The following is a 21,691-nucleotide window of genomic DNA, read 5'->3' on the forward strand; positions in this document are numbered from 1 at the left end:
CGAGGGTGCTGAAACCTATGCCCGAATTCAAGGCTTCATTAGTACCTGTCGTAAGCATCAACTCAATGTTTTCAATGAACTTCGTGCTGCTTGCAGCACCCAAATATATGTCGCGCCCTTCGGGCGCTAAATAGTTACACTTTTTTTATCTTTGAACGGTTTGAACAATGACCAGCAACCAACCTTAATTAATCACTGATCGTTGTTCATTGATAACTGAATAAATAATCGTGCCAAAATGAAACCAAACTTTACTTTTTTTTCGTTTTTTCTTTTTTTTCTACTTTTTCAGGCCATTTTACCATCAAAAGGGTATGCTCAAAATGCGAATCAACCTGGTATATATGCCATCAGTAAAAGCACCATCGCCGATCGGGCCATGGTGGTGGCGCCACATCCAATCGCTTCGCAAGTTGGACTGGATATTTTGAAAAAAGGGGGCAATGCAGTGGATGCGGCCATTGCCATCCAGTTTGCCATTGCCGTGGTGTATCCACGCGCCGGGAACATCGGTGGAGGTGGGTTGATGGTTTTGCGCAGCAAAGATGGCAAATTCAATGCCCTTGACTACCGCGAAAAGGCTCCAGGCAATGCTGGTCGCGACATGTATCTTGATAGTTTGGGTAACGTTGTACCTCGCCTCAGCATCGAAGGCCACCTGGCTGCAGGAGTCCCGGGCACTGTAGCCGGAATGATTGCTGCGCACAAAAAATATGGAAAACTTCCCTTCAAAACCTTGATTCAACCCGCCATTGATTTGGCTAAAAGAGGCTACGCTATCACCCAAGGTGAAGTAGATCGCCTCAACGGCAATCAGGCCAATTTCAAAAAGTACAATGCCGAAGACAATGCCCTGGTCAAAGCCGACCCCTGGAAACTGGGCGATGTGTTGATCCAGCCCAATCTGGCAGCTACGCTGGAACGCATTCAGAAAAAAGGGAAAGCTGGTTTTTACAAAGGTCAAACTGCTGATTACATCGTAGCAGAAATGGCCCGGGGCAATGGCCTCATTTCTCTGGACGACCTCAAAAATTATCAGGCCCGTTGGCGGGAACCCGTAGCGGCGAATTACAAAAATTACCACATTGTATCCATGCCTCCACCCTCGAGTGGTGGCATCATCATTCTGCAGTTGATGAAAATGATGGAGCGTTTTCCCCTAGCCGAATGGGGTTTCCAATCCCTCAATGCGGTACACCTAATGGCGGAGGCCGAACGCCGGGTATACGCCGACCGAGCCCAGTATATGGGCGACCCCGATTTTTTCCAGGTCCCTCAAGATTCACTGCTGAACGACAAATACCTGCGTCAACGCATGGCCAACTTCAATCCGACCCAGGCTACGCTCAGCAAGGATATTCTGGCGGGAGATTTTCGCAGCATCGGCAAGGAAAGTTTTGAAACCGAACATACCTCGGTAGTTGATGCCGACGGCAATGCGGTAGCGGTCACGACGACTTTGAATTCCAATTTTGGCAACAAAGTGATGGTCCACGGGGCTGGTTTTTTACTCAACAACGAAATGGATGATTTCAGCGCCAAGGCTGGGGTACCCAACCAATTTGGATTGGTAGGCAGTGAAGCCAACTCCATTCAGCCCAACAAACGCATGTTGAGTGCCATGTCGCCCACCATCGTGGAAAAGGACGGGCAATTGTTTTTGGTGATTGGTGCGCCAGGGGGCTCGACGATCATCACTGCCGTGTTTCAGGTGATGATGAATGTGATGGAGTTTGGCATGCCGATCGATGAGGCGATCAAAGCGGGGCGTTTCCACAACCAGTGGCTACCGGATGAAATTTGGGTGGAAAAAGCGGCCATGACGCCGGAACTGCGCAAGGAATTGGAACAAATGGGGCACAAATTGCGCGAGGTGAACTATATGGCAGTGGTGAAGGCGATTTTGCGCCTGCCGAATGGGAAGTTACAAGGGGCCGCTGATCCGCGGAACCCGGATGATGATGCTAAGGGGTATTGAAAGATGGGCTTTCCTCATTTCACTAAGACCTAAAGTGGCAACATTTTTTTTATTACCACAAAGTAAAAAAAAGAGGACACAAAGAACACAAAGTTAGACGTTGACAGCGCTTCGCTTTGTGTTCTTTGTGCCCTCTTTTTTTTACTTTGTGATAATAAAATACCGCTTTAGTGGTACCGTCTAAATCGTTTTCCAACGCTCTGCTCTCCACTCTTCCTGCTGCGCCTTATTCATAAAAGTCCAGGCCAAAATGCGGCTGGATTTATTACCCTGGCCCATCTGAATGACTTTGATATCGCTGACTCCAATTTTTTGCAAAGTTTTGTAAGCGCTCTTGAGGTGAGACTGCTTCAGAACCAAACTCGAAAACCAATACACCGATGTGCGGAATTGTTGGCTTTGTTTCACCATCAATTGCAGGAACGCTTCCTCGCCACCTTCATAGCTCAATTCATTGCTGAGTATACCGGTGAGCGGGCTGAGTTGTGCGTTCTTTTTAGCCTTGGGCGCGTCTGCTTTCGCTGGAGCAGTTTCCACTGCCGCTCCCATGTGGTAAGGGGGATTACAAATGCACAGGTCGAATTTTTCGTCTGCTTGAACAATGCCTTCGAATAAATTCTTCACATCATTTTGCACCCGCAATTCAACAAACTCCTGCAAAAAGGCATTGCCTTCAAGAATCTGTTTGCCTGACTCAATCGCTACTGGATCAACTTCCGAGCCTACAAAAGACCAGCCGTAAGCTTCAGCCGCGATAATAGGAAACACGAGGCTGGCACCTACCCCAATATCCAAGCAACGTACATTTTTGCCCAATGGGATGGAATCGTGGTTCGTCCCCAGCAAACTGGCAATGTGGTGGATGTAATCCGCCCGCAAAGGCACCGCAGGACATTGATAACCAGCAGGGATGTCCCACGTTTCAATGCCGTAATACTGTTTAAGCAAGGCTTTATTCAAAAATTTGACTGCCTCCTGATTGTTAAAATCAATGGATTGGTCATTGTGCATGTTCATTTTGATGAAAGGCTCCAATTCCGGGCAAGCCTCCGCCAATAGTTTCAGGTCGTACCGATCCTTGTGGGGATTACGGGGGTGAAACTTGGGCATGTCTTTGGTATGGTCCTTGTCTTTAGGCTTATCTTTGGGCCTACCTTGGTGGGGGATGCTGGATTGTACCTTTGCATTTGGTTTGGGCTTAGGTTTGCCTCGATCATCCCATTTGCGCTCGGGGCGGTCGCTGGATTTGCGCTCGGGACGGTCGTAAGATCTCCATTCTGGACGATCTTCCGATTTTCCTTTGGAGTAATCGCCAGATTTGCGTTCTGGACGATCGCCCGATTTACCCTTTGAATAATCGCCCGATTTGCGCTCGGGTCCATCGCCGGTTCTCTTTTTGGGATAGTCCCCAGAATTGCGCTCCGGCCGGTCGCTAGATTTGCCCTTTGGATACTCACCGGATCTACGCTCGGGGTTGTCACCCGTCTTCTTCTTGGGGTATTCTCCAGATTTGCGCTCCGGGCGCTCACCAGATCTCCGTTCTGGGCTGTCGCCAGACTTCTTTTTGGGGTATTCACTCGATTTGCGTTCGGAGCGTTCTCCACTTGGGCCTTTCGAAAACTTCTTGCCCTTACTGTCTGACCCACCAGCAGATTTCCCGCCTGAATTTTCACCAGGCTTGCGTTTTGGAGGGCCGCTGCTTTTCTTTTTGGGCTTTCCCTCAGACTTCCCTCTAGATTTCCCTTTGAAATCCTCTTCGTTTATCTTTGACATAAAAACTTTTTCCATTTGTAGGGGCACAAGTTAAGCATAAAAGCCAACACTATTGGTTTTTTATTCAGAATCAATATTTTCTGCACATCAACTGGTGTTGGTGCGGCCTTTATTGAAAGCCCAAAAGCTTGGTAAATTTCCCCAAACGCAGAGAATCACTGGAAGGGCCGCTCAATTGTAAACCTGTACGCAACAAACTCGCACGTGAAGAAAACACCCCTACCCCATCCCTGACATTGCTGTATTTTGGACTTACCTGTGAACTGGTAATGCCCAAATTGGCGCGGCTAATGCGTACAAAATCGGCCATTTCTTTGCCTCCAGCGGTGATCAACACGTCAAAACCATCAAAAACACGGCGGCGGTTCACAGTCCCATCGATGTTGCTGGCAAGGAATTTATAAAACTGTTCTCCGGTGATGGTATACGCTACGCGCAACTCCTCGTCGGCGCGTTCGAGGTCTTTCACGACTGGCCATTCCAAAGTTTTGTTGACAAAAGTATTGCTGGAGGTCGACTCGCGGTAGTGAATCCGCAGGCGTAAATCGAATAAGCGGGCCGTTATGGGAGCATTCCAGGCAAAAGTAATGCTGCGGTTGTAATCCACCATGGTCACCGGACTGGCCGGGCGATCCAGGGATTGTAAATCACTCAAAACGCTAGTTTCGGCACTAGCCGGAGTAAGTCCTTCCCCTGGGGTCACCGTCACTTTTAAGATTTCTCCGCCTTTTAAATTGAGTTGATTGGCTTTGATTTTGTACAAATAATTAGGGGCTTTGGCAAAGGGACCTTCCTCGCGGGCGTAGCCCTCCAGATTGCCATCTACGCGGGTGAGTACAAACTTTTGGGTAGTCCCCAGTTTTTCCAACTCCACTACCGCGTTGGGGAAATAAAGATTGTCGGGATCAAGTGCCTGTTGAGTGGCATCGCCCCCTGCCGTTAAAAACGAACGTTCTACCCGCACGTAATGGGCGGTATCCTGTTTGTTGATGAAAGCATACACTACTGGCAAGGACTCAAAGTCTCCTTCCAAGTCAAAATCGGTGGTACAAGCCACACAAGTTAGCAACAACAATGCCCATACAAAACGCATAAAATCTAACATTTTTCCGTTCAATTGACGTTTATCTTTGCGCAACAAAAGTAACAAAACTATTCGTGCCTTGTCTAAGAAAAGCCGGGATGGCTTTTTGTCAGACAAACTTGATAATTTTTTATCTTTGCGCCTCAAATTTTCAACGACTTATCATGTCCGTCAACAAAGAGGTTAAACGCATCACGACCCACGTTTTGCAGGCGATGAAAGCCAAAGGTGAAAAAATTGCCATGCTTACCGCATACGATTTTTCCCTGGCGGGGATTATCGATGCTGGAGGGATCGACATCATCCTGGTTGGCGACTCCGCCTCCAATGTCATTCACGGGCATGAAACCACCTTGCCAATTACCCTGGATCAAATGATCGACCACGCTTCGGCGGTAGTCCGGGCGGTAAGCCGCGCTTTAGTGGTGGTAGACTTGCCCTTTGGCACTTACCAAGGCAACTCCAAACTAGCGCTGGAATCGTCGATCCGCATCATGAAGGAATCGGGTGCTCACGCCGTCAAAATGGAAGGTGGCGCAGAAGTAGCTGACTCCATCCGGCGAATCCTCAGTGCAGGTATCCCGGTAATGGGGCACCTGGGCTTGATCCCGCAATCCATTTACAAGTTTGGCACCTACGCTGTGCGCGCCAAGGAAGAAGCCGAAGCCATCCGTTTGCAGGAAGACGCCAAACTGTTAGAGGAGTTGGGTTGTTTTGGCATCGTGCTGGAAAAAATCCCGGCGCATTTGGCCAAAAAAGTCAGTGAAAGCCTGTATATCCCAACCATAGGGATTGGTGCGGGCCAACATTGTGATGGGCAAGTACTGGTTACCCACGATATGCTGGGCATCAACAAGGAATTCTCGCCGCGTTTTTTACGCCGCTACGCCGATTTGTTCGACGTGATCAAGGGTGCAGTAGAGCATTACGTTAAGGACGTGAAAGCACGCGAATTTCCCAATGATCAGGAGCAATATTAATAGTAGTCGAAAAGTTGAAGAGTTGAAAAGAAGCTGAAAAGTTGGATAGTTAAGTAGACCAAGTGTGCCATCTCTTCAAATGGTCTTATTTACATTTCAACCCTTCAACTTTTCAAACCTTCAACTTTTTTTGAAACCCAAAAGTTCATCAGCATTCTATGAAAATCCAGGCCCGCACAGTGTTGATCGTGCTATTGTTGTTGATAGTAGGCCTTTACGCTGGCTATCGCATCATTTTGGGAGGCGCTGAAGTGCCTTCCAGCATCGGTAACGACTTTCACATTGAAATCCCCCACAATGCTACTTTTGGTGAAGTAGTCGCCTTACTCAAAAAGGAAGGCGTAGTCAGAAAAGAAGGCGTATTTCGCCGGGTAGCCGAACGGATGGGCTACAAACAAGACCCCATGCGCAGTGGGCGCTACAAAATTGAACCCGGCTGGACGGTCATCCACCTGATTCGGCATTTGCGCAGCGGTGAACAAGCCCCAGTGAAAGTGATCCTCACCACCGAACGAACTTTGGAAGAAGTTGCGGAAAAAGTGTCTCGTTTCATTGAACCAGATGCCAAAACCCTGGAAGCCTTGTTTTTTAATGAAGCCTACCTGAACAAAATCGGCTACACCAAAGACAACCTCATGTCGGTCTTTATCCCCAATACCTACGAAGTGTATTGGAACCTGTCGCCCGAAGAGTTCATGGAGCGCATGTTATTGGAACACAAACGTTTTTGGGATCAAAAAGACCGCCTCGCCAAAGCCAAGGCGATGAACATGACGCCAGAGGAAGTGTACACCCTCGCTTCAATTGTTGAAAAAGAAACCCTCAAAGAGGAAGAGAAATCCACCATTGCGGGTACCTACCTGAATCGCCTCAAAATTGGCATGCGTTTGCAGGCAGACCCCACGGTTGTTTTTGCCACCCGCGATTTTACCACCAAACGGGTGACGAATTACCATACCAGTTTTGAATCTCCTTTCAATACCTACATGAATGCGGGTTTGCCGCCAGGCCCCATCACGATGACTTCCATTTCAAGCATCGACGCCGTGTTGAATCACGACAAGCACAATTACACTTATTTTTGTGCGGTTGGGGATGGATCGGGTTTGCACGCTTTTGCGGAGGACTATGATCAGCACCTGGGCAATGTGCGGACTTATGTGAGGAACTTGGAGGCGAGGGGTTTACGGTAGGCGGTGGCAGCTCTCCTACTTAGTGCGTTGCTAAGGTGTCTCTTTGGTGTCTTAGGTTTCTAAGGTGGTGAAAAAGAAAAAAAATTATTTCACCACCTCAGAAACCTAAGACACTGAAGGAATCACCTCAGGAAAGGTACTTGAACATCTTACAAAGATCCTAACTAAAGATAAGTTGGTAGTTTTTTTGCAGCGTTTTTGAAAAACACTTGCAGGGTAAAAAATTTAGGTTTAACTTTGAATTACAAAGTACTTTATGAAATCTAAATTTGCCTCAATTTTCATCCTGCTTGCCATCAGCCCTGCCTTGCTCTTCAAATGGGTGCAACGCGGTTGGAGCAGCGATGAATTGCGCTTTTTGCTCTACCCAGTTCAATGGCTGGTTGCTATTTTTACTGGCCAATCAAGTGTGTACCTGGCGGGTGAAGGTTACCAATTCACTGGATTCATCATCGAAAGATCTTGCGCCGGGGTCAATTTTTTGGTCATTTGTTGGTGTACTTTGGCCTATTTGAGCATACAAAACCAGCAAGCACGGCCTATCAAAATCAAAGCCTTGTTGTGGAGTATTCCCCTTTGTTATGGTCTATGCATTTTGGCCAATACCTTTCGCATCCTCAGCGCCCTGGTTTTACAACGTTTGCCCGGTCTGCATGGCCCCAATGTACACGAGGCATTGGGCGTGGTGGTTTACCTTTCCGTTTTATTATTGGCCACTGCTCTTTTTCATCACTATTTAAACCTTCCCAAACATGCAAAATTGGCGTAGCCCCTGGTGGATTTTGGTCAGTGGAGTATTTCCAGTTGGAGCCTTGTTGGCACTGGCCACGCAGATTTATTACATCATCGTTCCACAGTTGAATGGAGAAAGTAAAACTGCCTGGTTCGCGCTGGGTTTAAGTTTGAGCTTGATGGGTTTGGGTCAATTGGGGTATTACCTGTATTTGCACTTCAGTCGAGGAAAGAGCAGTTTGTATTACCATATCGGCGTGTATGTTCTTTATTTCTGTTGGTTAGTGGGCTATTTGATCAATGGGGAAACCCTGATTCCCAATGATATCCCGAGCTGGATGGTCAGCAACGAAGCACGATTGTATCCTGTAGGTTTTCTGATGCCCAATCTGGCGTTTTCCATGTACAGCATCATTGCGTTTTTGACCGATTTTGAAAAAAATCCCAAACCTTTGTTTAGTCTATTGGGCGCGTTTGGTGTGGCTTTGGCTTGTTTTATCGGTATCAATATTCTTTCCGTCAGTGGCTTCCCGGAGCGCTATGCCCCACACCTTGCAATCGTAGGCTTGTTCTCCATGTCGACCCTGTTCTTTTTCTTTTTGGGCCGCAGTATTTACATTTTTGGCCATCGCCCCTGGTCGGGCTGGTCGCAATGGGATATTTTGATCAAAGGGGTGTTGGGAATCGCGTTTCCGATCTGGGGTTTGATGCTCAACAACAGTAAGATTGGGTATATGCCCGAGCATGTTTTCGGCAATTTTTCAAGTCCCTGGTTTTATGCATTGGCGGTAGTTAATGGTGTATTATTTACCCTGCCTAATTATCCGCAGCCGATTTATCGCGCAATTCTATTCTTGTTACGCAGTGTATTTTTCCCTTACATCCTGTATTTTGCTTTGGTTTTTTTGCCCTTTTTGCCCTTGGCAATTCCGGCAGTCCTGGCCATTGGAACGGGTTTTTTGATGCTGACTCCGGTTGTTTTGCTCGTTTTGCAATCGGCAACCTGGGTTAAAGACTTGCAGTACCTGCAAAATTACTACCCAAAGTCCGGCATGATCACGGGTGCAGTGCTGGGCGCCTTATTGCTGCCGACCTACTTGTATTTCTCAGCAGTTCAAGATCGGAAAGCCCTGCACCAGGCACTTGATTACGTGTATGCTCCTGATTTTGACAATTCCCACCCTTTCAAAATCGCCGATGCCAGACTGGCAAGAGTCTTCAGCGCCATCCAACAAAATAAACGCCGCCGCTCCATGGACATTGGAGGTCAAAGTACCCCCTATCTCTCCCACTTTTACAACAGCATTGTGCTGGACAACCTAACCCTCTCCGACCGCAAATTGAACAAACTCGAAGCCATCTTTTTGGGCAAAGACTTACAATTTTTCCCCGAAACCATCCAGCGCAATTCCGTTCCCCAAATCAAAACAGCCCAGGTGGACTCCAAATGGGACGAGATTGACCAGTCCTGGACCAGTACGCTACACCTTGAACTTGAGAACCCCGGTGCAAACCTGGAAGAATACCGCACGATATTCTCCTTGCCCGATGGCGCACTCATCAAAGGCTATTACCTCTACGTCGGTGCAGAAAAAGTAAAAGGGGAACTAGCAGAGAAAAAAACGGCCACCTGGATTTATGAACAAATCCGCAACAATTCCCGGCGTGATCCAGGCCTGTTGAGCTACTTGGATGCCCAAACCTTGTCGCTGCGGGTGTATCCTTTCCAAGCTAAGGAAGTCCGTAAAACCGGGTTTACGATCGTCCACAAAGAGGCATTCCAACTGACTTTGGATCAAAACCACGAGTTGACTTTTGGTGAGCTCAGCCGCAATCAAAACCTAACCGCGCCGATTATCCTAGGCAATGGCCAGTTGGCTTACATTCCCACTGCCCTAAGTGAAACTTTACCCAAAGTCAAATTAGCACCTCATTATCATTTCATTGTGGATTGCTCGTCCAGAAGCAAAAAGCACATCAATGCGCAGATTGCAGACCTGGAAAATTTAATTCGGGAACGAAAATTGCCGAAAGAAACCCTCCATTTCCATTTGACCAATCGTGAGGTGATTACTTTGAGCAAAAACGACAATTGGCAGGAAGCCATTCGCAAGCAGGCTCAAGTAGGCGGTTTTTTTGCCGAAAGGGCCTTTGAAAAGATCCTGTACACCTATTCCTCTCAAGCTTTGAAGCATTATCCTGTAATGGTACTGGTGACGGAAAACTTGCCCATTCTACCCGAATTCACGCCACGAATGGCATACTCGGTGTACAATGGCGTGCGGTACTACCATTTGGAAAATAAGGTTTTAGAATTGGAAAATCAAGTTTTAAAAGCAGTTGAATTTGGGGAAAAATCAAGTCCCACCAGAGCCGAGCCTCAGGCCATTGAAGCAGTAGCTTATCCCAATACACAACAACCTTTGGCTTATTTGTCTACCGAGCAATTGGTCCGTTTGCCCAAATACCAACCCAATTCGAGCCTCAAAAAAGGAAGCTGGGAGTCAGCAGCCCTACTCCAGGCCGAATGGCGTCACCAAGAGGCACATCCTGAATTGGGTGAAATGGCCTGGCAAGACTTGATCAAAAAGAGTTTCAACACGGGCCTACTTACTCCTGAAACTGCTTATTTGGTGCTGGAAAATGAATCTCAACGACGCTTGTTGAGGGCCAAACAAAAACAGGTTTTGCAAGGAAAAAAAGCCTTGGATGTGGGGGAAGATCCGGTGCGGATGTCGGAACCGGGGTTTTGGGTGTTGTTGGGCTTGATGTTGCTGATTGTATATTGGAGGCAAATGCGAATTTAAATTCTAGTTGAGCAGACGTAAAAAGGTTGAAATGCGGTAGGCTCTAAAGCCTGCGACCGTCGAGCCCGCTCGCGCAGCGAGCATTTTGGGATCGACGAGCGCCCACGTAGTGGTGTGTAAAATCTCAAATACAAACGAATTTCTCCACTAAATTGCATTGTTTTTTGTGCACGCAGTGCTGGCTTTCGTTATATTTTTTCATTTTTTGATCATCCCATTTATAATAGCTACCTATAATGCATAAAAACTAGTCGATTCCATGCTCATCTGCCTCGACACTGATTACCGCGACCCCCGAGCCCAGTGCGCCTACGCCCTCTTCGACTCCTGGACAGCTGCAGAACCAGTACAAGTCAATTGTGTGCGGGTCGAGCAGATTGCGCCCTATGAGCCAGGTGCTTTTTACAAGCGGGAATTGCCGGGTTTGTTACAAGCCCTGGCCAGCATTGAGCTCCCCTTAGAAATCATCATCATCGACGCCTACGTATGGCTGGATGAAGGACGTGGGGGTTTGGGCTGGCATTTGTACGAGGCCCTGGAGCGGAAAATCCCGGTGGTGGGGGTAGCCAAAACGCGGTTTCGGCCTGCGGAAAAAGTGGCCATTCCGGTGCTGCGGGGCGAAAGTAAAAATCCGTTGTGGGTAACGGCAATTGGCACCGAAGCAGCTTTTGCGGCAGAAAAAGTACAGGAGATGGCGGGGGTGTTTCGGATTCCTGAGATGCTGAAGTTGGCGGACAGGCGCTGTCGGGAATGGAGTATTTGAATTGCTTTTTTATGTATAATCTTAAAAAACTGAGATAAACTTTTCTCGCCAATCTTAAAAACCCTATATTGGAAGACAAACCATCCAGTAATGTCTTCCAATTCTAATGCCGAGACGATCATCAATGCCCTTCAAGCCGGAGACTCACACGTAATTGAAGAGCTTTACGCCCATCATCGGGAAGACTTCTTCCGTTGGGCAAGCCATCGTTTTGAAGGTACCCGCCAGGATTTTGAAGACGCGTGGCAAGATTCCATCATTGCATTCTACCAACAAGTAAATCAGGGTAAATTACTACAGCTTCGCTCTGAAGTGCGTACATGGCTGTATGCAGTTGGGTACAAACGTTTGTTGAACAACAATCGCAAGATGAAACGGATGCTTTGGAAAGATCAAATTGATGATGCGCTGTTGGCCATAGAACTGGAAAAGGAAGACAATGACCCTGAAAAAGTACAAGCGCTGCACACAGCCCTGCAATCCATGTCTGCTCAATGCCGAGAACTATTAATTGCCCGGTATTACCAGAATCAAGGAATTGAGGAAATACAGCAAGGTTGGAATCTAAAAAATGCCAATACGACCAGTGCCACATTAGCACGCTGTTTGGGTCGTTTGAAAGAATTTATTAAAAAAACGTTTAGCGTTTTTTCCAATGGATGAAATTGCACAAAAACTAATTGAACGCTACCACCAAAACGCGCTGAGTTCAGAGGAAAACCAAGAATTTCAGCGCCGAATCAATAGTGACTCCGACTTCGCTAAAGAAGTGCAATGGCACGGATTGGCATTGGAAGCTATTCGCCTGCAAGGGGAAAAAGAATTACGCCGCCGCTTGACCGTAAAGGGAAAAGAACTGGACGCAAAAGTCCCAAATCGTTCTACCGCATTTCCCTGGCAATGGGGTCTGCTGCTGATTGTCCTTTTAGCAATGGGACTTTGGTCTATCGATCCTAAAAGTACAACAAAAGAGCCGATTTCCCCCGCTGCGCCGACTGAAAAGTCCCTTCCGTTGCCGCCCGCAAACCCTAAACCCCTTGATCCCATTCCTTCTCGCCCTCAAGCTCAAACCAAACCTGCATCGATAGACGGCAAAAAAATCTTTGCAGCTTATTTTGAGCCTTATCGGGATGCTTCGCTGGAGCCCAGTGTTCGAGGCAGCGCAGCCGAAAAACTTAGCCCTCAAGAATATTTTCAGCAATTGTACTGGGAAGGAAAATATGCAGCCGCGCTCAGCGCCTTTGATTCTTTGAGCACTTTCGCGCAGCAAGACAATACTAATCTTTTTTTGAAAGCAAATTGTCTGTTACACGCCAGGCAAGGCAACGCAGCTGCCACGATATTGGAGGGAATGCTACAAATTGGACATTCACGCTTTGTGGAGCAGGTGCCCTGGTATTTGGCATTGAGTTATTTGCAAACTGGCCAGATCGAAAAAGCCAAGAAAACTTTGAATGAAATTGTTGAAAGAAAGGGACTCCGCTTGGAAAATGCGGCACAGTTATACGCAGCCTTGAAGTAATCCAATTTGCTTAATTTTTCAATCCACATCCGCATGAAAAAAGCAATTTTATACACGATTATGCTTCTTTCTGGATTCTTCAGCTACGGACAAGGAGGCATTGACAAGGCGGACAGTTTGGTACAACAAGCTCGCTACTTAAATCAGGATCGGAAATTCAAAGAAGCGCTCGAAAAAATGGCTTTGGCAGAGCCCCTCACTATGAACGCTTTTGGGCAGGAGAGTATCCGTTACGCTGATCTGTGCTATGTTTATGGACTCATTCAATACAGTTACGGTGATTACAAAGATGCTAAAAAATGGCTGGACTTGTGCAGAGCGATCCGGCTAAAATTACTTGGAAAAGAACACTTAGACTATTTAAGAAGCTTGTATTATTTGGGAAATGTATACTATCATATGGGTGACAATTATGAACGAGCCGAGCAATGTTATCTTGAAGTAAAAGCGATTGAAGAATACACGGTTGGAGTAAATAGTCTTGAATATGCAGGCATACTAAGTGCTTTGGGGATGTTGTATATACAGATGGCGAACTACGATGTTTCTGAAAAATATCTACTAGAAGACTTGAAAATAAGAGAAGAAAAATTTGGTAATGATAGCACCAAATATTATGGCACACTCAACAATCTTGGGACTGTTTATTTAGGGAAAAAGCAATATGAAAAAGCTAAAAAACTTTACAACACTAATGTTAGATTTGTTTCAAGCATATTCGGAAAAGAACATATTTACTATGCTGGAGGGATCATGAATATGGCAAGTGTTTACCTCAAGTCGGGAAAGCCCAAAGATGCAGAGCTATTATTTTTAGAGTCAAAACGCATTTTAGAAAATACAGCCGATTATTTAAAAATTCCCTCATATATGTCCTGCATGGAATTTTTAGGTGAATTATACTATGCTTTGGGGAAATACGACTTAGCTGAACATTATCACTTGATTGCCAAAGAACTTCGCGGAAAAGAACTGGGAACAGAGCATTTGTCTTACCAAATGAGCCTTGCCAATTTATCTCTAGTATACTGGGCGAAAAAAGATTATGTTAAAGCAGTATTGTATTTGACCGAAGCAGCCAATATGCGCAGGCAGCTTTTGTTCAATGCTTCAAGGCACCTCTCAGAAAAAGAAGTTTTTTTATACACCAAATATTTTAAACAAGAGCTTGATCAACACTTTTCTTTTGCAAATGATCATTTTGCAGACCTTCCAGATTTCACAACTTCTTGTTACAATAACACCCTCTTCCACAAAGGCTTCCTGCTCAATATTTCACAACGTTTCAGAAGCCAGAACATTACCAATACCCAGCTCCCTGATAAACTCCAGCAGATTCAAAACCATCGCAATCAATTGTCTGCTGAATATGCTCTTCCACAAGCCGAACGGAATCAGGCCAAAATCAAAGAGGTAGAAGGAATAGTCAATACCCTTGAAAAAGAACTCAGCCGTACTGTTGTAGGTTATGGAGAGGTCGTTCGTCAGGTACAATGGCAGGATGTCCAAGCCGCGCTGAAACCTGATGAAGTAGCACTAGAATTTCTCCATTTTAATTATGCAAATCCCAAACCCACCGGGAAAGTGCTTTATGCAGCTTTGCTGTTGAAACCCAACCAAACCCGTCCGATTTTTATCCCACTTTTTGACGAAAAAGAATTAGAAGCACTGATTCCACCCCTGGATCGCCTGCGCTCAGAGTACATCAACCAATTGTACCAAAACAAAGCAACTACCCGCCTGATCTGGGCACCATTGGAGGCACATTTACAAGGGGTAAAAACGGTGTATTATGCCCCGTCAGGGTTGTTGCATCGAATCAATTTAGCGGCCTTGTCTACTGGAGCGCAAGGCATTTTGGCCGACCGACACAATTTTATAATCTTGGGTAGTACCCGTCAATTGGTTGCCCCATCTCAACTGGCATCGGCTCAAACAACAGCATCCCTTTATGGTGCCATCCAATACGATATGGACAGCACCGCCATTCAACCAGTTTCCGTAATTAAAAATGCAAATTATCGCGGGCTAGATTTTGATCAAGTCGACTCTACACTACGTGAAGGTACTTGGGCATTCCTCAAATACTCGGAAAAAGAAACTACGGAGATTGCGGTGGCTTTACAAAAAGTGAGCATTCCCAACGTTTTACACCAAGGCCATGCCGCCACAGAGGAATCCTTCAAGGCAATTGGCAAACAAGCGCCATCCCCCCGTATCCTGCACCTTTCGACGCATGGTTATTTTTTCCCCGATCCCAAAACCCAGGTAGATGCAACATCTGGTCCAGCCTTTAAACTTTCGGATCACCCCATGATCCGCTCCGGGCTCATTCTGGCGGGTGCCAATCATGCCTGGCAAACGGGCCGCCCTTTGGGCAAGCGGGAAGACGGTGTACTCACCGCCTACGAGATCAGCCAGATGAACTTGTCCAATACTGAACTGGTCGTACTCTCTGCTTGTGAAACCGGGCTTGGCGAAATTCGCGGCGATGAAGGAGTCTATGGCCTACAACGTGCCTTCAAAATTGCCGGCGCCAAAACGCTGGTGATGTCTCTCTGGCAGGTTCCCGATTTCCAGACGAAGGAACTGATGACCCTGTTTTATCAAAAACTATTGTATGAAAAACAAACTGCGCACCAAGCCTTGCTGAATGCCCAGCAAGAGATACGGCGAAAGGGGTATGAGCCTTTTTATTGGGCGGGTTTTGTAATGGTGGAGTAAATCGAAAAAAAAATCAATGTGCTGTTAAGATTTTGGTGGCTCGTGGTACTTAAGCTCGACCAACAAAGTGGACACCCCGTCGATGCTGGATGCAACGAAGGGGTGTCTGTTTTGGTAGATTATTGATTTGAATAAAAAATCTAAAATCGATGTCTTTACTGGAATTTATTGACTTATCATTTGAAAATTTGGATACTCCAACTAACTAAATCAAAACACCATGAAAAATAAATTTTTACTCTTCTTCCTCCTCCTTTTGCAGAGCCCATTGATCAACGCCCAAAATTGGCAAAAACTAACTCCGGTTTCTTCACCTACTCCTGAATCGTCCCCCCAGTGGGGATTCATGAGTGTTGTAAATGCCGATACCGCCTGGTTTGCTGATCCTTTTGGAGTAGTCACGCGTACACTGGATGGTGGTAAAACCTGGAATACCAACTTCATTTCAGTGCCTGAAGATGTGTTTCTGGATTACTATTTAGGGTCTTTTTTTGCTGCGGATGCACAACAAGCTTTTACCGTGTGGTTTAATTTCGATGGGACGAGCACTTTGAACTTCCGCACGACTGATGGGGGTGAAACCTGGAACCCAGCTTTTCCGAATGGGGAGTTTAACGAGCTGGGAAGTTTTCTGAATGGCATCCATTTTTTTAGTCCCAGTACCGCGCTGGCCTGGGGAGACCCAGTTAGGGATACTTTTGAAATGTATCGCACTATAGATGGCGGCAATACCTGGAGCAGGATGAAAGCACCCCGCGCTTTAAGTAATGAAATAAGTTATTTTAGCGCTTATGACACTCAAGGCGACACCATCTGGATTGGTACCGTCCGTGGCCGGGTATTAAAAAGCAATGACCAGGGGCGAAACTGGAGTGTTGTATCTTTGCCCACCGCTATTGACATTGGAAGCATTGCGTTAAACAACGGACACGAGGGCGCATTGAGTGTGCTCGGTGGAAATATATGGCTCACATCCGATGGGGGTAGCAATTGGACCCAGGGCACCCGCCGCAGTGTAGATCGAAGCTCACCCAATCGCATTTTCAGCATCAAAAAACAACCTGATGTATACCTGAGTAGCAATGAATTTGAAGGCTGGGCCGACCTCAGCTTTGACAAATGCAAGAGTTGGTCCATTAGCCTGCTCCAGCCAGGAGTAGCGAGTTTGAGTAATGTCAAATTCATTGATGCACAAACTGCCTGGGCGATCCACAATGATAGTACGGTGCTCAAATGGACCAACCCTCCGGTGCTTTTTGATCCGGTTGAGCCCGATTATACCGCTATAAAAAGTAAACATGCCAGTGGCATACCCACCTCAGGTGCTCGACTGGCGTTGTGGTCTGCCCCGGCTGGTAGCTATGGAATTGAACACAAGCTACTGAAAAACGGGAATGCCCTTTCTACCCTAAAAGAAAATCTGGCCCTGCAGCCCAAGCAGGTTTCCGCGAGTTATTCCAAGGCGGCACTCAGTGGCAAAGGCAATTACATGTTTCAAACTACCTTATTAAACAACAATACCATTGAGCAACAACATGTGATGAATCTTATCGTCGGTGATTCTGTTTTTGCCAAAGACAGTGACCACACAGTTGTTGGCGTGGGAGAAAGTCGGGGTAATTTTATTGATCTGCTCGCACAGGACACCCTAACTTCCATTACAGCAAAAGTTTACGTTGACATACCTTCCCGTGTCTCTTTTTGGGTTTATGGCTTCAACCCGATCACCCGCCGTTATGATCAGCGTCTATTCAGTTCGGCACCAATCCAGTTAACCCCGAAAGACACGATAATTGTCTTCGGAAATGATTCGCTTACGGTCCCGGTCCCAGTTGAGTGGATCACCTTCAAACTACCCAGTAATTTAATACTGAATCCAGGTCGTTATGCCGTTGGTTTACAATACGTCAGTGGAGGGGGCTCATTTCAAATGGATGGAAGGAAGGTTAGTAAACAGGCATTGTTTGTACGTACACTTAATCGAGTGGATTCTATTGTTGGGTATGCTTTTGCCCCCATGATTCGGGCGAATTTCAACAATAGAAACCTGATAGTATCGGTAAAGGATCCAGATCTGGCGGTCGGTATCAAGGTATTTCCCAATCCGAGTTACGATTGGTTGTCTTTTGATTTACCCGATTCCCTACCCGAACGCTTGGGAGGCATCAGAGGAATGTTTCTACGGCTGTTTAACCAGAACGGCCAGGAAACATATCGACAAATGATCCATGCCGGACTCAGCACAGTCCGTGTAGACCACCTGCCCCAAGGCGTTTACCTTTGGCAGATCAGCGGAAGGAACGGAAAAGTGGTTGCTGGAATGGTGGTCAAAAAATAGAAAAATATCGCTTCAAATGTACCACGTGCCTTTATAGACATGGGCAGTTCACTGGGCAATTGGCGAGCACTTTTACTACAATTTCAATAGGTTAAACCCCAGACAGGGCAATATAGAGGGAGCTCTGTTAGCTCCCTCTTTTGTCAGTTCTTCTTCCCCTTCTCCTCCTTCCAATCCACCAACTTCGAAGGATAATAATTGATCCCCATCGCCGTAAAGCGTGGGCCATGTGCCCCGAGGCGCTTTTTGTACCCATCCCAGTTCCGTGCACTTGCTGCCGACCAACCAATCTCCGCATAACCCGGCAAACGAGGGAAAACCATGTATTCCACCTCTTCAATCTGATCTACGGTTTCGGACCACAGCGGCGCTTCGATTCCCAGCACATCTTTTTGAGCTACACCTGGCACCAGCGTTCCCGGATCCCAGATGTAGGCGCTATCCACTTCAATGTAGGCGGCCCAGTGGAGGCCCCATTGAGTGGTGGAGTCGTATTGCATGTCCATGTAAGCCTTACGTGCTGGCGACATCAGGACTTTCGAACCTTGTTTGACCGCATTTACCGCATTGTCCACATCGGCCCAATGCTGTACAAAAGCGCCTTTTTTCAACGTACCCAGGGCAATTTCATCCCAACCAATTGCTTGCTTGCCGTGTGACAAGACGATGCCCTGCACGCGGTTCACAAAAGGAATGTAATCCTCTTTTTTGGTCACATGTGATTCGTCGCCGCCGATGTGGATGAAGGGGCCAGGAGTCATCGCGGCTAATTCCCGAATCACATCGTCGATGAATTTGTAGGTGATTTCATTTTTGGTACACAGGGTGCTAAAGCCCACTTCGGTGCCGGTATACAATTCCCGGGCCTTGCCGTCACAATTCAGTTCGGGGTAAGCAGCCAAGGCGGCATTGGTATGACCGGGCATGTCGATTTCCGGAATGATGGTGATGTAGCGATCCAGGGCGTATTGTACGATGTCTTTGTATTGTTCCTGGGTGTAGTAGCCACCTTTGCCGCCGCCGACCTGGGTTTTGCCACCGTGCTCGGCCAGTTTGGGCCAGGATTTGATCTCGATGCGCCAGCCCTGGTCGTCGGACAAGTGCAGGTGCATCGTGTTCATTTTGTAGGCCGCAATCAGGTCGATGAAACGTTTGGTGTCTTCCACACTAAAGAAGTGCCGAGCCACATCAAACATGGCACCCCGCACGGCGTAGGTTGGAATGTCCTGGATGGTACCCGAGGCCATCCGCCAAGGGCCTTCCTGTTTGCTGGACGATTCAACCTCGGCTGGCAACAATTGGCGGATGGTTTGAACTCCCATAAACAAACCAGCTGGAGATTTGGCTTCCAGATGTACTCCCTCTGGTGTAATGTCGAGTGAATAGCCTTCATTTCCCAATAGCCCATCTTTATTGAGCGACAAATAAATGTTGCCAGCTCCAGGCGCTTGACTGCTCGATTTTACTGCAATCCCTAAACCCGTGGAAGGATTGAGTTTATCTGCCAGGTATTGCCCAATTTTGAGCAGCTCTTTGGAATCCCCCTGCACGTAGATGTCGGTGGCGCTTGTCAATTCAAAGGAACTATTCGTAGCCTTTACGGACATGGGAATGGGAATGATGCTTTCCTGCGCCAAATCCATTGGTACTGGAGGAGATTTTTTGGGCGCGCAAGCCATAAAAGTGGTCAATACAGCCAGCAACAAGAGTGCTGAGCCAAAATTGCTGATGCGTAGTGTAGGCATGAGTTGATTGATTTTTTCCGAAGGCACGAGCCTGATTGTATTTTTTGAATGGGTTACAAGGTAAATATTTCTAAAAAAAATTAAAAAAGACTTTTAGGTGAGCTCCTAGGGAACTTAAATATTGTCGCCTTTGTATTGCCCTAAATCACCCCGCAAAACTTATCTTTGGTTGACAAAGTATTGACCCATGAGCACACTAAATCAATTCCTCAGCGATTTGTGGAAAAACGGCCAGGTTGAAGTGGCATACGAGCTGAAAGCTTTCTCAGTGGAGGAGCTTAACGAGGCCCAATTGGTCCTTCAACGTGGCTACGCTGAAGAGCAAATTCACTTCCCTGGAACCACCCCCAGCTTTGCTGCCGAACCAGCCCTCTGGGCAGCCCAATACCTGTACCGCGCCATTCAGTTCATTTTGCTACGCCATTTGGATGAAAAAATCCTGCAAGAACACCTGGTGCCCTGGCCTGCACCAATCAAAGCTGAAGCCGTTTACGCTGCCGACCTCAGTTTGCGACACTTGCCGACCTTGTTCAGTTTTGCCAAAGGGCTTTCCCCTGCTGATCCCTTGTTGTTGGAACTAAAAAAAACGGCGAGCACCTGGCCATTTTCGGGTTTAGGCATTACCGAGGCTGATCCAGCCGCAGAAGCACTGCTCCTCTCCCACCCTGCCCTGGCCATCGCCTACACCGACCGCATCATCGCCAAACGCCTCCAAGCCAAAGCCCAGCAAACCCATATTCGCCCCCTGATCGCCGCCGCCCTCGGTGACCACGCCCACACCCTCTGGCCCAACTGGGACGCCTAACCCCTAGTCCAGCCTCAAGTTCCCTAAGATGCCCTTAGGTGTCTTAGGTGGTTCAAAAAAAAGCAGCGAAGCTGCACAAAAAAAACCTTCAAAACCTCCAATTTACCATCCAACTCATGCCCAATTTCCAAGCCGCCACCCAACTCAAAACAACCCTCAATTACCTCAAACAACGTTTTGTCGGCAAAGACGAAATCATCGACCTATTCGGCATTGGTCTGGTCGCCCGCGAAAACGTGTTCCTCCTCGGCCCTCCCGGTACCGCCAAAAGCGCCATGGTACGCGAACTCGCCACGCTCCTGCACGGCCAAACCTTTGAATACCTGCTCACCCGCTTCACCGAGCCCAACGAACTTTTTGGCCCTTTCGACATCCGCAAATTGCGCGAAGGCGAATTGATCACCAATACCGAAGGCATGTTGCCCGAGGCTGACCTCATTTTTCTCGACGAATTGCTCAACGCCAATAGCGCCATCCTGAACAGTTTACTGATGGTGCTCAACGAACACATCTTCCGCCGGGGCCGCGAAACCCGCAAATTGCCCGCCCTGATGATCGTAAGTGCCAGCAACCATCTGCCCGAAGACGAGGCACTGAATGCCCTGTTCGACCGCTTTCTCATCCGAGTGCGTTGCGACAATGTAGCGCCTGACCAATTGAGTGCCGTGCTGGATGCGGGTTGGGCGCTCGAAACTCAGGGCAGTAGCACTCCTCCCGAAATTGCGGCGAGTACCATCAAGTCCTTACAAATACAACTATCCGACATCGAGCTAAATGGCATCCGCCGGGAGTACCTGGAGCTGATCCACAAGTTGCGCAACGCCGGAGTACAAGTATCTGACCGCCGGGCAGTAAAAATCCAGCGTCTGGTGGCTGCCAGTGCCTTACTCTGCGAGCGGGACCATGCGCTGGTATCCGACCTTTGGGTGGCGCGTTACATTTGGGATACCGAGGAGCAACGTGAGGTGATTGCCGAGATCGTCAATTCGGTCTTTGCCAAAGAGGAAAGCTCCGAAGTCCAGCATCCCCGTGCCCGTAACAGTTCAGCGCCCAATGCCGATGATTTGTACCGTGAGGTGGAAAATATTGCCCAACAATGGGACAATGCGCAACCAAGCGCAGCCGAAAAAGCAGTACTCAAAGACAAATTGCGCTACCTGAGTGGGCGTTGTGCCTGGATTGTCGAAAGCACCCAACGGGAATTTGTACAAGCTGCCGTAGATCAATTGTGGACCAAAATGATGTAA

15 protein-coding genes are annotated in these 21,691 nt (G+C 47.5%); 12 read left to right on the forward strand and 3 right to left on the reverse strand.

Features of this window, described 5'->3' with window-relative positions; genetic code table 11:
- Positions 1-238 precede the first annotated feature (238 nt).
- Positions 239-1,978 (forward strand): gamma-glutamyltransferase, encoded by a 1,740-nt coding sequence (ggt, locus tag ACEW9O_RS11425; protein ID WP_373550290.1) that lies wholly within the window; start codon positions 239-241, stop codon positions 1,976-1,978.
- A gap of 180 nt (positions 1,979-2,158) precedes the next feature.
- On the opposite strand, the gene rlmF is transcribed toward ggt, so the two are convergent.
- Both rlmF and ACEW9O_RS11435 read right to left on the reverse strand, forming a co-directional pair.
- Positions 2,159-3,751: a 23S rRNA (adenine(1618)-N(6))-methyltransferase RlmF gene (gene rlmF, locus ACEW9O_RS11430; protein WP_373550291.1), complete on the reverse strand. Its 1,593-nt coding sequence runs from the start codon at positions 3,749-3,751 to the stop codon at positions 2,159-2,161.
- A 109-nt stretch (positions 3,752-3,860) separates the two neighbouring features.
- Positions 3,861-4,844 carry a DUF4249 family protein gene (locus ACEW9O_RS11435; RefSeq protein ID WP_373550292.1) on the reverse strand — a complete coding sequence of 328 codons (984 nt, stop codon included), beginning with the start codon at positions 4,842-4,844 and terminating at the stop codon, positions 3,861-3,863.
- A gap of 155 nt (positions 4,845-4,999) precedes the next feature.
- Here ACEW9O_RS11435 and panB point away from each other — a divergent pair, with 155 nt between their 5' ends.
- From panB to ACEW9O_RS11480, 9 genes are all read left to right on the forward strand, one after another.
- Positions 5,000-5,815 carry a 3-methyl-2-oxobutanoate hydroxymethyltransferase gene (panB, locus tag ACEW9O_RS11440; RefSeq protein ID WP_373550293.1) on the forward strand — a complete coding sequence of 272 codons (816 nt, stop codon included), beginning with the start codon at positions 5,000-5,002 and terminating at the stop codon, positions 5,813-5,815.
- A 158-nt stretch (positions 5,816-5,973) separates the two neighbouring features.
- On the forward strand, positions 5,974-7,008 hold the full coding sequence (gene mltG, locus ACEW9O_RS11445; protein WP_373550294.1) for an endolytic transglycosylase MltG: 1,035 nt from the start codon (positions 5,974-5,976) through the stop codon (positions 7,006-7,008).
- Between the two features lie 256 nt (positions 7,009-7,264).
- Positions 7,265-7,777 (forward strand): exosortase K, encoded by a 513-nt coding sequence (gene xrtK, locus ACEW9O_RS11450; RefSeq protein WP_373550295.1) that lies wholly within the window; start codon positions 7,265-7,267, stop codon positions 7,775-7,777.
- Positions 7,761-10,547, forward strand: coding sequence for an MSEP-CTERM sorting domain-containing protein (locus ACEW9O_RS11455; RefSeq protein ID WP_373550296.1), 2,787 nt, complete (start codon positions 7,761-7,763; stop codon positions 10,545-10,547). Before xrtK ends, ACEW9O_RS11455 begins: the two co-directional genes overlap by 17 nt.
- Before the next feature lie 259 nt (positions 10,548-10,806).
- Entirely contained in the window at positions 10,807-11,310 is a 504-nt protein-coding gene (locus ACEW9O_RS11460) for an endonuclease V (protein ID WP_373550297.1), read from the forward strand.
- Between the two features lie 90 nt (positions 11,311-11,400).
- Entirely contained in the window at positions 11,401-11,973 is a 573-nt protein-coding gene (locus tag ACEW9O_RS11465) for an RNA polymerase sigma factor (RefSeq protein ID WP_373550298.1), read from the forward strand.
- Complete coding sequence (locus ACEW9O_RS11470; protein WP_373550299.1) at positions 11,966-12,832, forward strand: tol-pal system YbgF family protein; 867 nt, start codon at positions 11,966-11,968, stop codon at positions 12,830-12,832. The genes ACEW9O_RS11465 and ACEW9O_RS11470 overlap by 8 nt, the downstream gene beginning before the upstream one ends.
- A gap of 33 nt (positions 12,833-12,865) precedes the next feature.
- Complete coding sequence (locus tag ACEW9O_RS11475; protein ID WP_373550300.1) at positions 12,866-15,556, forward strand: CHAT domain-containing protein; 2,691 nt, start codon at positions 12,866-12,868, stop codon at positions 15,554-15,556.
- Between the two features lie 220 nt (positions 15,557-15,776).
- The gene (locus ACEW9O_RS11480; RefSeq protein ID WP_373550301.1) at positions 15,777-17,894 is read left to right on the forward strand and encodes a YCF48-related protein; all 2,118 of its coding nucleotides are present in this window, start codon (positions 15,777-15,779) and stop codon (positions 17,892-17,894) included.
- Between the two features lie 143 nt (positions 17,895-18,037).
- On the opposite strand, the gene ACEW9O_RS11485 is transcribed toward ACEW9O_RS11480, so the two are convergent.
- Positions 18,038-19,639: a beta-N-acetylhexosaminidase gene (locus ACEW9O_RS11485; protein ID WP_373550302.1), complete on the reverse strand. Its 1,602-nt coding sequence runs from the start codon at positions 19,637-19,639 to the stop codon at positions 18,038-18,040.
- Positions 19,640-19,826: 187 nt separating this feature from the next.
- On the opposite strand from ACEW9O_RS11485, the gene ACEW9O_RS11490 reads away from it, so the two are divergent.
- Together ACEW9O_RS11490 and ACEW9O_RS11495 are read left to right on the forward strand one after the other, a co-directional pair.
- Positions 19,827-20,444, forward strand: a complete 618-nt coding sequence (locus tag ACEW9O_RS11490; protein WP_373550303.1) for a hypothetical protein — start codon at positions 19,827-19,829, stop codon at positions 20,442-20,444.
- A gap of 116 nt (positions 20,445-20,560) precedes the next feature.
- Positions 20,561-21,691, forward strand: a complete 1,131-nt coding sequence (locus ACEW9O_RS11495) for an AAA family ATPase (RefSeq protein ID WP_373550304.1) — start codon at positions 20,561-20,563, stop codon at positions 21,689-21,691.

This window comes from Haliscomenobacter sp. (genome assembly GCF_041740695.1).
Taxonomy (GTDB): domain Bacteria; phylum Bacteroidota; class Bacteroidia; order Chitinophagales; family Saprospiraceae; genus Haliscomenobacter.